Below are 13,907 nucleotides of genomic sequence, written 5' to 3' on the forward strand. Positions count from 1 at the left end.
TCAAACAGTTTTTTGTTAGTTATTATATAATAGAGAAACTAGTGGGCTGACACAGAAGTTTTGACAGGTAGCGGTGGGTGCCCTATGGTTGAGATCAACAGGAGGAATCACCATGGCCCACAAGTATCTGGTTGATCTAACTGAAGAGGAGCGGGAAGACCTGCTGAAGGTCATTCATAAAGGCAAGGCAGCGGCGCGCAAGGTTGCCCGTGCCCATGTGTTGCTGCAGGCTGCGGAAGGGGCGACGGATGAGGCCATTGCCCAAAGCCTTCACTTGGGGATTTCGACCGTTCATCGTACCCGTCAACGGTTTGTCGACGAAGGGTTGCTGGCGGCGTTAAGCGAGCGGCCACGAGTCGGTTTGCCCCCGGCCTTGACCGGCAAACAGGCCGCCTTTCTGGTCGCCTTGGCCTGTAGTACCCCGCCCGCTGGCCGTTGTCAGTGGACTCTCCAATTGTTAGCGGACCGCTTCATGGAACTCCGGCCCATCGAAGCCATTTCCCGTGAGAGTGTGCGGCGCATCCTTAAAAAAACGACCTCAAACCCTGGCAACGTCAAGAATGGTGTATTCCCAGTGTCAGTCCCGATTATGTTTGGCATATGGAGGATGTGTTGGACCTGTACGCCGAACCCGATGATCCTCAATACCCCCAAGTGTGCTTCGATGAAAGTCCGGTGCAATTGACCAGCGAAACCCGCTGTCCTCAACCCGCCCGCCCGGGTCAACCGGCGCGCTATGACTGTGAATACAAACGCGAAGGCACCGCCAATTTATTTCTATTCGTACAACCCTTGCGCGGGTGGCGTCATGTTAATGTCACGAAACAGCGCACCAAACGCGATTTTGCCCAGCAAATGCAGCAACTCGTTGATGTGTACTTTCCGAAGGCGGAGCGAATCCGGTTGGTCGTGGATAACCTCAATACCCACACTCCTGCGGCCTTGTATAGTGTCTTTTCTCCAGAGGAAGCCCGCCGGATCACCCGCAAGCTCGAATTTCATTACACCCCCAAGCATGGCAGTTGGCTCAATATGGCGGAATGTGAGTTCGCTGTTCTCGCCGGCCAGTGTTTGAATCGCCGCATTGCGAACCTCGAAACTTTGCGGAAGGAAATCGCCGCTTGGCAAGGCCCACGCAACCTACGTCAGACCAAAATCCACTGGCAGTTCGGCACCGACTTGGCCCGGGTCAAACTCAAGCGCCTCTATCCTCCCTTGAAATCTTCTGAAACCCCGGTGGACCTAGAAACCTCTGAACCTGTCAAAACTTCTGTGTCAGCCCACTAGACAAACTAAGGAGTATCTCAATGTCCAAGCCATATAGTGAAGATTTAAGAACAAGAGTGATACAGAATTATTTGAATGGTACGTCGAAAATTGACATAATTACCTTATTCAAAATCGGGATGGACACCCTGAATCGTTGGATTCGTCAGTATTTGCAAACAGGTGATGTTAAACCAAAGAAAAGAGCGAAATTTCGTGCAAGAAAGTTTCGGGTGGTGTCCCTCAGTTTACGTGATGAGCATCGTCGAGTGCGGGGAACAAGTGTTTGATGGTTTCCAAGGTATTCAGAAACGGTGCGGGTACCCGAAAGCCCAGCAACTCCGCCGTGGTCCAGATATGATCGGTCATCCCCGCCGCCATGGCCGGCGTGACAGGCCGCCATTTACGGGGCGATCCGTTGCCTCGGGTCGGTTCCGGGGTGGGCAATTCCTCACGCAGGCTCAGGTGGGGCAAGCAGAAATGGTAGTAAGCCAACGACAGCCACACCTGCTTTTCCATCCACGACCGTTGCTTGGAAAACGCGGTCGTCTTGCGAGCCAACCGCCGATTGTGTTCGCGCCAGGCCAGGTTATCCCGCTCCACAAAGCTCGTGTTGATCGTCGTGCTGGTGGCGGATGCGGCCAATCGCGCCTGAAGCTCGTCCGCGCTTCCCCAGACCCTCTTACGGGTCACCTCGACCACCCGTCCTTTTTCACGTCGCTTAACCACTTGAGCATACAGCAAATTCGGCGGTGGGCGGCACCGTGGGGCCGGATATCGTCCTCGCGTCCCTTGGCGCTCGGGCTGATACCATTCCCCATAGGCATGGAGCAAGGCGCTGGGATAGCCCGGCCATTGGTCGCTAGTAAAGAAGGGGACGTGATCGTCGGTCACATACACCACGCGCTCCAGGAGCAGGTTCGCCTGAGCCTGCGTGCGCTGGCCCACGACAAACCCTACCACCAGGCGCCATTCGGGCGCAAAGGCGACCCACACCCAAGCATCGCCATCCGTCTCGCACCATTGCTGCGCCATCGGCAGATTCTGGTCCTTGGTATGGACAAAGCTCCACAATTCATCCAGTTGACACTCGGTCACCGTCAGCTCGCGCCAATGGGACAAAACCACCAAACGACATTGCTGGGCGGCCCGAGTCAACCACGCACAAACCGTATCCTTGTCGATCTGGACGATTCGTGCCGTACCCTGGATGGAATTTCCCTCCGCCAACGCCCGCATCGCCAGTTCGAAAACGGCGGGGTCGGCCTCGAGGTCAAAATACGCAGTTCCGTACGTCAAGGACACTCTCCTCCCGCACGAACGACACAACGCCTGCTTTTTCCCGTGACTGGAACCATTTTTGACCAACAACCCTTGACCAAAGGGCCGACCGTAGTGGTGACAGGAACGATTGGGGCAGTAGAGCGTTTCCCACTTCATAAGATCCCCGGTCAGTGATTAACACCACAATCACAATGAGGATACATGTTGTCGTCGTCACTGGCTTAGCTCATCACGTAAACTGAGGGACACCACCAAGTTTCGTGACTCTGATTTAATTGAGGCTCAATATGGATTCCAGGCTGTTGAAGATGGCTCGCCCTGCCAAGGGACAGGAGCTACACTGAAGAGGTTTTGAACCGCCGCGCTCCAGGTTTCCCGTCGATGATCAACCTTCAGAATCTACTGGACGATGTCCGGTGTTACGAAACGGTCCGCCAACTGCGCTGGCCCGATGGGGTTCACTGCCCCCATTGTGGGGCGGCGAACGTGACGAAGCAGGGTCACGACACGACCCAACCGGCGCGACAGAAATATCGGTGTGCCGGGTGCCATCGCTCTTTTGACGATCTAACCGGGACGGTGTTGGCCGGCCACCACCCGCCGTTACGAATTTGGATATTATGTTTATATTTTATGGGTTTGAACTTGTCTAATGCCCAGATTGCCCAAGAGTTGGCGTTGAATCCGGAGACGTGCAGCGGATGACCGAGCAACTGCGCCAAGGTATCGTCGCCCGCCAACCCGAACCCACCTTGGCGGGGGAAGTGGAATGCGACGAGGTCTATATGGTGGCCGGGCATAAAGGGCATCCGGACGCGGTGAAAAAAAAGGCCGCCGCGGGCGGCGTCGCCGGCTGAAGGGGGCACGGGGTCGAGGCACCCTGGAGCAGGAAAAGCCGCCGATTCTCGGCATGATTGAGCGCGGCGGCGCGGTGGTCGTCCGGATGCTGGATAATGTCCAGCAAGCGACCATCCAACCGCTCCTTCAGACTTTCATCGCCCCGGGAACCCGGGTGTATACCGATGAATATGCAATCTATAACCCATTGAAGGATTGGGGCTTTGATCATCATACGGTGTGTCACAGCCGGGGTGAATACGCCCGCGACGACGATGGCGATGGCTTCCATGAGATTCATGTTAATACCGCTGAGGGTTTCTGGTCCCTGTTGCGTTCCTGGTTGCGACCCCATCGAGGAATTTCGCAAGAAAAGCTGCCGCTCTACCTGGGCTTCTTTCAGTTCGTGCATAACGTCCGCATTCGGGGCAAAGGCTTGCTCAGACCTCTCTTGGAACTGCTGGTCGCCTAACAACGCCAACTGACTGGAATCCATATTGAGCCATAAAGTTTTCAATCTTGGAAAGCGTGGTTGGTATATGAATATTCCACAACCTGTATAGGACTGCTATAGCATATCCAAGTCTAGAACACTACCTAAAAATCCCCGTAACCAGGCTTCCTTCTCTTCGGCAAAGTCCGCCATCCCCACCCAGTCTTCCACACCACTGAGTACCGCACAGAGCACCATCATCAGAATATCATGGAGTTTATGGAGCTTGTTCCGGGTCTTGCGGCGCGGATCAGGTAGGCCGGCGAAATAGGGGCGCGGGTCGAGTCATCGGGGCAATATCAGTCCTCTCCATCCAATAACCAGGTTCCGTTATCCCAGCCCTCCATCTTCTGTCAACCCCCCGCATAGCGCGATTGCCTTGGCCGGTGATCACGGCTTGTGGACACTGGCGATCCTGCTGGCAATGATCGGTTGCCTGGCGCAAAGCCAACGCAGCCATTCTCCCCTGATTTGGATCGGATGCGCGCTGGTTATTCCGATTAGCGTGGGCATTGCGGTTGGTGGTTAAGTAGTTTCACGTGGAACCATGGGACAATGAGCAAGGTTTCACGTGAAACATCCTATTATAGTCTGGCAACTTCGTTTAGCCTGCATTCCAAGGTACGCGGTGCGTACCCTATATCGACGACGTTAATACCGATTATTCAAGAGTAGGGTACGCACCGCGTACCGCTGCAGTGAATAGCCATGACCCGGAATGTAGGGATAACGGCGAGCAAGACAATGGGACTGATTGAAGCTTGGTAGGATGCGTGGAACCCCCTTGCGGAGTGGGTTTCACGTGAAACACTCAGCGAAAATGGAAGCTGACGATAAAAGTTTTGAGGAAGTTGAAATGGTTGTTTGTTGCGATTTCTATTATCCATGACTATCGCCGTTGTCGCCGAAAAACCCTCAGTCGCCCGCGATATTGCCAAGGTGCTGAGCGCACGCCAGCGCGGCGAGGGTTTTCTGCATGGCAATGGCTATGTCGTGACCTGGGCGATTGGCCATCTGGTGCGGCTAGCGGAACCTCATGAGATTAATCCTAACTGGAAGCGGTGGCGGCGTGAGTTGCTGCCGATGTTGCCGGAGCGCTGGCCACTGATCGTCGGCGACCAAACGCGCGAACAATTCGAGGCGGTGCGCCGCATTCTCAACGACGATGCCATTGACCGAGTGATCTGCGCGACCGATGCTGGACGTGAAGGCGAATTGATCTTCCGCTATCTCTACGAAGCCGCCGGTTGCCGCAAACCGGTCAGCCGGCTGTGGATTTCCTCACTGACGCCGGATGCCATCCGCCAGGGTTTCCAGAAGTTGCGCGATGGCCGCGAATTCGATCCACTGGCGGCGGCGGCCAGAGGACGCAGTCAGGCGGACTGGCTGGTCGGCATGAACCTGTCGCGGGCCTACACTCTGACCTGTGGAACCTTCGGCGAAGAGGTGCTATCGGTCGGTCGGGTGCAGACGCCCACCCTGGCGATGGTCGTGGAGCGGGATTTAGCGATTCGTGCTTTCGTTCCCGAAGATTACCGCGAGGTCGTGGCGACCTTTACGCCACAGGACTCTCTTGCCCCACCTGCCGAAAAGGGATCGGAGGAACAGAATGCGCGTTACCAGGGGGTCTGGTTTCGCGGCGAGCGTCCGGAGCCGAAGGCCAAACGCTTGCCCGCAGATGGCAAGGCAGCGGGACAGATCGTCGCCCGCGCCAAGGCAGGTCAAGCCGTTATCGAATCGCGCAACGCCGAGACCCGCCGCGCGCTTCCGCCCCTGTTGTATGACCTGACGGAATTGCAGCGTCACGCTAATCGCCTGTATGGCTTCAGCGCCCAGACCACTCTGGATATTGCCCAAAAGTTGTACGAGCAGCACAAGCTAATCAGTTATCCGCGCACCGACAGTCGGCATCTCTCGACTTCCGTAGCGGGAACCTTGGGCGCGGTCGTCGCGGCGATTGAAGAACCTTATCGGAATCAATTGGCGCTTGGCGCGGGTCAGCGACCATTGGGAACTCGCTTTGTCGATGACAGCAAGGTTACCGACCATCACGCCATTATCCCGACCCTGACCCCGGCCCAGACGCTAGCTGCTGATGAGCGCAAAATTTATGACCTGATCTGCCGTCGACTGCTGATGGCTTGGCATGATGACTATGTTTGGGCTGTTACGACGCTTATCACCGCCATTCACACCCCGGCAGAGCAGGCAGTGATCGTCGACCGTTACCACAGTAGCGGCACGGCGGTCGAGCAGATCGGCTGGAAAATTCTGGATATCGGAGCGGATAAACCGCCGGCAAAACCCGGCGGCAAACGCAAATCCGCCAAAACCACCGCCGCTAACAATGTCGCCGAACAAGAGTCTGAACAACCCTTGCCCACAGGATTGGTGGCCGGACAATCTCAACAGGTGCTAGATGCCCAGGCGGTCGCCAAGCAGACCCGCCCGCCGCCGCGCCTTACCGAGGCCACGCTATTGACGGCGATGGAGACCGCCGGACGGCAACTGGAAGACAAGGAACTGTCGGCGGCGATGAAAGAAAGCGGTTTGGGGACTCCGGCTACACGCGCTGACATCATCGAAACCCTGCTGAAGCGCCAATACCTGACCCGCGATGGCAAGGCTCTGAACGCCACCGAGCGCGGCATGCGACTGATTGAAACCGTGCAGACGCCGATTAAGAGTCCGGTCATGACCGGCGAGTGGGAAGCGCGTCTCAAACGCATTCAGCGCGGCGAGGGCGATTTGGCCGGTTTCATGGCCGACATTACTCGTTTCGTAACTGACGCGGTGGCGCTGGCGTTGACGGCGGCGCCACCGACTTTACCCTCCGCTGCCCTTCCCATGCATGGAGAAAGCGTGGTTAGCGCTGCATCCGCGCCGCGCCGGGAACCGACGCCGGTGGATTACTTGCTTGATCTGTTGAAAAACGAATTTCGCTTGCCCGCTTTCCGTCCCTATCAGGAACAGGTCTGCCGAACTGTGACCAAAGGCAACGATGTGCTACTGGTGATGCCGACGGGCGCCGGCAAATCGCTGTGTTTCCAACTACCGGGCATTGCTCGCGCCGGAACGACGCTGGTGGTGTCGCCGCTGATCGCGCTGATGGAGGATCAGGTTGCCAAATTATGTGAACTGGGCCTGCGCGCCGAGCGCATCCATTCAGGACGCGATCGGGCGGTTTCGCGTCAGGTGTGCATTCAGTATTTGCAGGGAGAACTGGATTATCTGTTCATTGCGCCGGAACGGTTGCGCGTTCCCGGTTTTCCCGAAATGCTGGCGAAACGCAAGCCCGCGCTGATCGCGGTGGACGAGGCGCATTGCATCTCGCAATGGGGCCATGATTTCCGTCCAGATTACCGGATGCTCGGCCAGTATCTACCCTTGTTGCGGCCGGCGCCGGTTATTGCGCTGACCGCGACCGCGACCGTGCTGGTGCAGGATGACATTATCGGCCAACTCGGGATGAGTACGGCAATGCGCTACATTCACGGCTTCCGCCGGCCTAACCTGGCCGTGGAAACGATTGAAACGCGCAAGCCCGACCGGCATGAGAGCGTGCGACGGATTCTGGCGGATCCTGCTCGCCGTCCTGCCATTGTCTATGCGCCGACCCGCAAGGAGACCGAGGCGCTGGCGCTGGAGCTGAGCGCGGATTATCCCACAGCCGCCTATCACGCCGGCATGGATCCACAGGAGCGTGAACGGGTGCAGGGGCTGTTCAGCGCCAGTCACTTGCAGGTCATTGTCGCTACCATCGCTTTTGGCATGGGCATTGACAAACCGGATATTCGCACGGTGATCCACACCGCTCTGCCGGGCAGCGTCGAGGGCTATTACCAGGAAATCGGCCGGGCCGGGCGCGACGGGCAACCCGCCCGTGCGTTGCTGCTATATTCTTATGCCGATCTGCGCACTCATGAGTATTTTCACCGACGCGGTTACCCTGAACTTAATCAATTAGCGCAGGTTTTCTCAGCTCTGAGCGTGGATCCGCAACACCGAGTCGTGTTGCGCGACTGGTTGGGTATGGACCTAGATGTGTTCGAGGCAGCAGTAGAAAAACTGCTGGCGCATGGCGGTGCCCGGCGGGATATGGAAGGGAATCTCAGTCGCGGCGTGGAGGGTTGGCAACGTTCGTACCAGCAGCAGAGTGAACATAAGTTGCTGGAACCACAGCAAATGCTTGAATTCGCTGACAAGGCGACGGGTTGCCGGATGGTGCGCCTAGTGCGCCATTTTGGTGACCGGGATGACGATCAGCCTTGTGAAATTTGCGATGTCTGTGCGCCCCAGGCGACGACCATACGCCGTACACGGCGGTTGAATCGGATTGAAAGCCAGTGGGTCTTACAGGTGCTGGAGGAGTTACGTTGGCGCGAAGGGCAGACGCCGCGTCAGTTGTGTGAGCGACTGACCGGTGGGCAAGCGGACCGACGGGTATTTGAACGGATGCTGGAGGCGATGGCGGGAACCGGACTGGTCGAGTTGCGAGATGACGCCTTTACCAAGGATGGCAAAGTCATTGCTTTCCGGCGGGTTTATCTCACGGATGGTGGGCAAAAGGCGGGCATGGGCGAGGTAGGAATGGTGCGTCTGGCTGAGAAGATGACTGCGGCAGCGCCAGTGCGCCAGCGCAGCAGTGGGCGAAAAAGGCGTTAAAGTCACTGCCCTTCCCCCTAAACCCCTCGCCCGCTTGCGGGGCGAAGGGAGTCAACATTTACGCCGTCGCCAGGGTATCCCGGCTACGATTTGGGGTCTTCTACGTCGAAAATTACAGGTTAGCCGAACGCCACCAGCTATTGTGATCGCGGCGTAATTCCTCGTGCGTCGGCATGGGATAGAACGCCATATCGGCGCCGTTGCCCATGTAAAAACCGCTCTTGACCATGCGATAGGGGAATTCCAGGGAATGCACGCGATGCACCAACTTGGTGTGCTTATCCTTGGTATCCAGTTCCAGCAGCGCTTCGCGGAGATGGTGCATAAATGAATAGGGAAGGTCACCCACTGGACCGTTAGCCGGATCGCTAGCAAGCGCGCCCAGACCCAGTTCGACGAAACACAGGCCCGGGAAACGGATGAACTTGGCGGGCTGGCTGGTCACGCCATCATAGTAGGCGGCGGGACCTTGGGTGCTGACCACTAGGCTGTTAACCGGCGCCAAGTCCTGGTACATGTGCAGACCACCGGTAGTATCCGGCGGCGCGGTTTCGCTGCGGGCCAGACCCAGAGTATGGCCATAGGCGGTGCTCAGATAGAGTTTACCCAGCGCACTGACTGGAATGTGCTCCAGCACCCGGTAGATCGAAATATATACCGAGTTTTTGGGTTGGCCGTCCGGGTGGGGCGCACAGCGGGCGATGCCCTCTTCAAGCGGGAAGTATTCATGCCGGAACGAGGGATCCACCTCGAAAAAGATGGCCTGCCCCTTGGACTTGTATTTGTGGCCCGTCGCATAGTATTGCCCGAATTGTTCCGGTGGCAGCATGGACGCGATCAGCGCTTCAGGGATCAGCGAAAAGTACAGATGGACGGTCATGATGTGTGCTCTCTCCAGGTTTTGAATGGATGGGACGAATAATGCCAACAATTATGATAGATCACCGGGTAACAAGGCAGAGAATTATACTGCTTTTTACCGGGTTTCGTGATTCAAGATGGTTTTATTATCCGGCGGCTTCAGTTCCTGTCAGGTGCTTTTCCAATATTTCCAGCATCGTAACCGGTGGTTGGCATTCGAGTCCCTGACAAATGTAAGCGGTTATCGTTGCCGCTCCGGGTTGCTGTTCAGCGAGCGGTCCATCCGGTAAGGCAGCTCCAACGGGAATCGTGAGCGTCAGCCGGCGCGGCGCATAGGGTCGGGCGCAGCGTTCCCACCACTCCGTGAGCGCCGCTGGCTTGCCGCGCAACACGATGGTCTGCACCAGCTCTTGCTGCTCCTCCAAGGCATTTAGCAGAGTATTGCAGGCATTGGGCGTTTGCCCAAGCGCCGGCCACGCCCAACGCAACGCGCGTTCAGCAGCCTCTAGATACCGAGTGCGCCCGGTGAGATGCCCCAGTTTGAGCAACACTTGCGCAGCGATGCCGTTGCCCGAGGGCAATGCATCGTCGTGGGGTGGCTTGGGCCGTTGAATCAGCGCTTCGTGATCGTCGGCAGTGAAATAAAAGCCGCCATTCTGGCGATCCTCGAACCGGTCAAGCAGCACCTCAGCCAGCGCCAGGGCAAAGTCCAGATCGCCGTCCCGCCAGCGGCATTGTAACAGTTCCAGAATCCCGTCGATCAGGAAAGCGTAATCATCCAGATAGGCGTTCAGCCGACTCTGTCCATCCTTGTAAACCGCCAGCAGCCGACCTTCGCGCCAGAGCTGGGTATGAATGAAATCCAGCGCCCGTTCGGCGGAAGCTACGAAATCAGCCCGTCCTAAGTGGCGACCGGCGATCGCCAGGCCCCGGATGGCCAGTCCGTTCCAGGCGGTCAGAATTTTCTCATCCCGGCCCGGCCAGATTCGTTCGGAGCGTGTGGCAAATAATTTGCGCTGGGCAGCGGCCAGCCATTCGCTGATCTGCGTAGGTTCTACATTCAGGCGCCGAACCAGTTCGTCAGGTTCGGTGGTTACGCGCAGATGCCAAGCGTGGCCTTCAAAGTTGGGGGATAATTCCAGTCCATAACAGACGGCAAAGGCGGCGTATTCCTCGGTCGTCAGTCGTTCCCGAACTTGCTCGGGCGTCCACAGATAAAACTTGCCCTCCTCGCCTTCGGAATCGGCGTCGAGGGTGGCGTAATAGCCGCCTTCGGGAGACTGCATTTCCCGAATAAGCCATGCGCCGGTTTCCTCGACGACCGTGCGGAATAGCGGATCCTGGGTCGCCCGCCAAGCTTGAGCATAGAGCGCAAGCAACGGGCCATTGTCGTACAGCATTTTCTCAAAATGCGGGATTTGCCATTCGGCATCCACTGAGTAGCGGTAAAATCCACCGCCCAGATGGTCGTAAATGCCGCCCAGGGCCATCTTGCGCAGGGTGAACAATACGACGGTTTCCGCCTGCCGATCCGGTTCACCGCGTTGGAGGCTGGCAGCCCAGTGACGTAGCAGCCGTTCCAGACTGATGGGATGCGGGAATTTGGGCGCGCCGCCAAAACCGCCGTGTGCGGAGTCAAAATGGCTGACAGATTGATCGCGTCCGGCCTGGAGCGGGGCGCTGGTTAAACGCATTTCATCAGTGGCTGATGGCGCGGCTAGTTCGCCGTGTAAAATTTCCAACAGCGCCTGGTTTTGCTGGCGGATGTCGGCGAGACGCTGACGGTAGTGATCGCTGACCCGACGCAAGATATCGACAAAAGCGGGCATCCCGTAACGGGGCTGGTTGGGGAAATAGGTGCCGCCGACGAAGGGAATATGATCATCGTGCGTCAGGAACATGGTCAAAGGCCAGCCGCCAGCCCGACGATGCAGCATTTGAAAGGCAGCCTGATAAATTTTGTCGAGATCCGGTCGCTCCTCGCGATCTACCTTGATGTTGACGAACAATTCGTTCATCACTTGCGCGGTCGCCTCGTCCTCGAAAGATTCATGGGCCATAACGTGGCACCAATGGCAGGCCGAATAGCCGATGGACAACAGAATCGGCTTGTTCTCACGACAGGCCTTGTCCAAGGCTTTTTGCCCCCAGGGATGCCAGTCCACCGGATTATGGGCATGTTGGCGCAGGTAGGGACTGGTTTCGTGAATCAAGTGATTCGTATGCGCAGGTTCGGTCATGGCGGTTTTCCGGGGCGTTGGGCGGAAAAAGGGAATTGGTTATAAGTCGCTTGACGACCCCAGGAGGTTCCAATGATTGTCGCGGGACATGATGGGGAGACAGTACGTTAAAGCTTCATAGCTTGGCGCGAATCGTTTCGATTTCCGCATCGTCCAACCGGCGCATTAACTTCCCGATGTACTGCAATTGGCGTTTACGGCCCCCACGTTGTGCAATGGCCTGGGCCAAACGCACAGCCGCCAGCAATTCCTCCGATAGCGGTATCCGGTTCAATTCCGTTGCGCTGAGCTTAACTAACTGCTCGCCCAGCTCTTGCAGTGCGGTTGCTTCCCGCTTGCGCTGGCTTTTGCTGGGTGGGCGCGGCGCAAGATCACCATTGAACTCATCTTCGAAGGTATCTTCGTGCATGGAGAGATTTTAAGTGGCTGTAAAAAATCAAGTCGGCTTTCAACTGACTCGGATATCAATTCCATAAGCCGTAAAGGATTGCTATATTTTAGTTCCTCTCCTGCCATTAGCTACTCTGAAGTAAACCCCATGATTCATTTGATTGAGCCTCACGGAGGCGTTCTCAAGGAAGGATATGTCAACGAAGATGAAGCAGCCCACATCAGGATTCAGGCGCGAGAATACCCCTCCTGGGATCTGACGCCGCGCCAGCTTTGCGATCTTGAGCTGCTCTTGAATGGCGGTTTCTCACCGCTCGACGGGTTCCTGAACGAAGCCGATTACCAGCAGGTGATCGCGGAAATGCGCTTGAGCAACGGCATACTCTGGCCGATGCCCATTAACCTGGACGTGTCCGAAGCGTTTGCCAACGACCTCAATCCGGGCCATAAAATCGCCCTGCGTGATCCAGAGGGCGTGTTGATCGCCGTGCTGGAGGGTGAGGATATCTGGCGACCCAACAAGATTTACGAAGCCCAGCAACTCTTCGGCACAACTGATGAACACCATCCCGGCGTGTTTCATCTCCTGCGCCAGACCGGACCCGTCTATTTGGGGGGCCGGTTGCGCGGCGTCGAACCGCCGATGCACTACGACTTCCGCCAGTTACGCCATTCGCCCCGTGAACTGCGCGAGCGCTTTAGCAAACTCGGCTGGCGACGGGTAGTCGCGTTTCAGACTCGTAACCCGATGCATCGCGCTCATCAGGAATTGACCCTACGCGCCGTCCAGCAAGCTGAGGCCAATTTGCTGATTCATCCAGCGGTCGGCCTGACCAAGCCCGGCGATGTTGACCATTACTCCCGGGTGCGTTGCTACGAACATCTGTTAGAGGTCTATCCCGAACAAACCACCGCTTTGAGCCTGATCAATCTGGCGACGCGCATGGCCGGTCCCCGCGAGGCGTTGTGGCATGCCCTCATCCGCCAGAATCATGGTTGCAGCCATTTCATCGTTGATCGCGATCACGCCGGGCCGGATCAGGGTCCCTTCGAGCGAATGCTCTACGAACCCTACGCCGCTCAGGAACTCACGGTCCGTCATCAGCATGAACTAGGTATTGAAATCCTAGCCTTTTCGGAGATGGTGTATGTGCGGGAGCGCGCTCAATATCTCTTGGCCAGCGAGGTGGCAACAGGAGAAACAGTGCTGCATATTTCCAGCGAAGAATTTCGCCGCCGTTTGCAGGAAGGGCTGGAAATTCCCGAGTGGTTTTCTTACCCCGACGTCGTTGAGGAACTGCGCCGTACCCACCCACCCCGCCGTCGGCAGGGATTCACCGTGTTCTTCACCGGCCTTTCGGGATCTGGTAAATCCACGATCGCCAATGCCCTGATGGTCAAGTTGCTCGAACTGGGCGGACGGGCCGTCACCCTGCTGGATGGCGACATCGTCCGCAAGCATTTATCCAGCGAGCTGGGCTTTTCCCGCGAACACCGCAATATCAATATCTTGCGGATCGGCTTCGTCGCCAGTGAAATCACTAAGAACGGCGGCATCGCCATCTGCGCGCCGATTGCGCCCTATGCCGCTACTCGCCGCGAAGTGCGGGAAATGATCGCGCCACTCGGTGGGTTCATCGAAGTGCATGTCGCCACGCCCCTGGAAGTTTGCGAAGCCCGTGACCGCAAGGGCCTGTACGCCAAGGCCCGGGCCGGTATTCTCAAGGAATTCACCGGCATCAGCGATCCCTATGAAGAACCGGAACACCCCGAAGTGATCATCGACACCCAGGACTACACGCCCAGCGAAGCCGCCCAGCATCTCCTGCTAAAACTGGAAAGTTTGGGTTACATTCGCGGGCGGATTTGAG

Annotated in this window: 8 protein-coding genes and 3 pseudogenes; 6 read left to right on the top strand and 5 right to left on the bottom strand. The window is 57.2% G+C overall.

The window, feature by feature from the left end; all coding sequences use genetic code 11:
* The first annotated feature begins 112 nt into the window (after positions 1-112).
* Positions 113-1,287 (top strand): annotated as a pseudogene (locus H6973_05615) (IS630 family transposase).
* Positions 1,288-1,307: 20 nt separating this feature from the next.
* Positions 1,308-1,556 (top strand): hypothetical protein, encoded by a 249-nt coding sequence (locus H6973_05620; GenBank protein MCP5125117.1) that lies wholly within the window; start codon positions 1,308-1,310, stop codon positions 1,554-1,556.
* Here H6973_05620 and H6973_05625 read toward each other — a convergent pair.
* Complete coding sequence (locus H6973_05625; protein MCP5125118.1) at positions 1,510-2,595, bottom strand: helix-turn-helix domain-containing protein; 1,086 nt, start codon at positions 2,593-2,595, stop codon at positions 1,510-1,512. The two genes, H6973_05620 and H6973_05625, sit on opposite strands and share 47 nt — an antisense overlap.
* 336 nt (positions 2,596-2,931) lie before the next feature.
* On the opposite strand from H6973_05625, the pseudogene H6973_05630 reads away from it, so the two are divergent.
* Positions 2,932-3,859, top strand: a pseudogene (locus H6973_05630) (IS1595 family transposase).
* Positions 3,860-3,985: 126 nt separating this feature from the next.
* Here H6973_05630 and H6973_05635 read toward each other — a convergent pair.
* Positions 3,986-4,180, bottom strand: a pseudogene (locus H6973_05635) (transposase family protein).
* Positions 4,181-4,259: 79 nt separating this feature from the next.
* Between H6973_05635 and H6973_05640 the strand changes: the two are divergent.
* Together H6973_05640 and H6973_05645 are read left to right on the top strand one after the other, a co-directional pair.
* Positions 4,260-4,409 (top strand): hypothetical protein, encoded by a 150-nt coding sequence (locus H6973_05640; protein MCP5125119.1) that lies wholly within the window; start codon positions 4,260-4,262, stop codon positions 4,407-4,409.
* A 356-nt stretch (positions 4,410-4,765) separates the two neighbouring features.
* A complete protein-coding gene (locus H6973_05645) occupies positions 4,766-8,545 on the top strand; it encodes a DNA topoisomerase 3 (GenBank protein ID MCP5125120.1) in 3,780 nt (1,259 codons plus the stop codon).
* A gap of 112 nt (positions 8,546-8,657) precedes the next feature.
* Here H6973_05645 and H6973_05650 read toward each other — a convergent pair whose 3' ends face one another.
* The 3 genes from H6973_05650 to H6973_05660 all read right to left on the bottom strand — a co-directional run bounded on the left by H6973_05650 (position 8,658) and on the right by H6973_05660 (position 12,055).
* Entirely contained in the window at positions 8,658-9,425 is a 768-nt protein-coding gene (locus tag H6973_05650; protein ID MCP5125121.1) for a hypothetical protein, read from the bottom strand.
* Between the two features lie 127 nt (positions 9,426-9,552).
* Positions 9,553-11,646 (bottom strand): thioredoxin domain-containing protein, encoded by a 2,094-nt coding sequence (locus H6973_05655; GenBank protein MCP5125122.1) that lies wholly within the window; start codon positions 11,644-11,646, stop codon positions 9,553-9,555.
* Between the two features lie 115 nt (positions 11,647-11,761).
* On the bottom strand, positions 11,762-12,055 hold the full coding sequence (locus tag H6973_05660) for a DUF615 domain-containing protein (GenBank protein ID MCP5125123.1): 294 nt from the start codon (positions 12,053-12,055) through the stop codon (positions 11,762-11,764).
* A 132-nt stretch (positions 12,056-12,187) separates the two neighbouring features.
* Between H6973_05660 and H6973_05665 the strand changes: the two genes are divergently transcribed.
* Complete coding sequence (locus H6973_05665) at positions 12,188-13,906, top strand: bifunctional sulfate adenylyltransferase/adenylylsulfate kinase (protein ID MCP5125124.1); 1,719 nt, start codon at positions 12,188-12,190, stop codon at positions 13,904-13,906.
* Position 13,907 lies beyond the last annotated feature (1 nt).

The organism is Gammaproteobacteria bacterium (genome assembly GCA_024235095.1).
Classification (GTDB): domain Bacteria; phylum Pseudomonadota; class Gammaproteobacteria; order Competibacterales; family Competibacteraceae; genus UBA2383.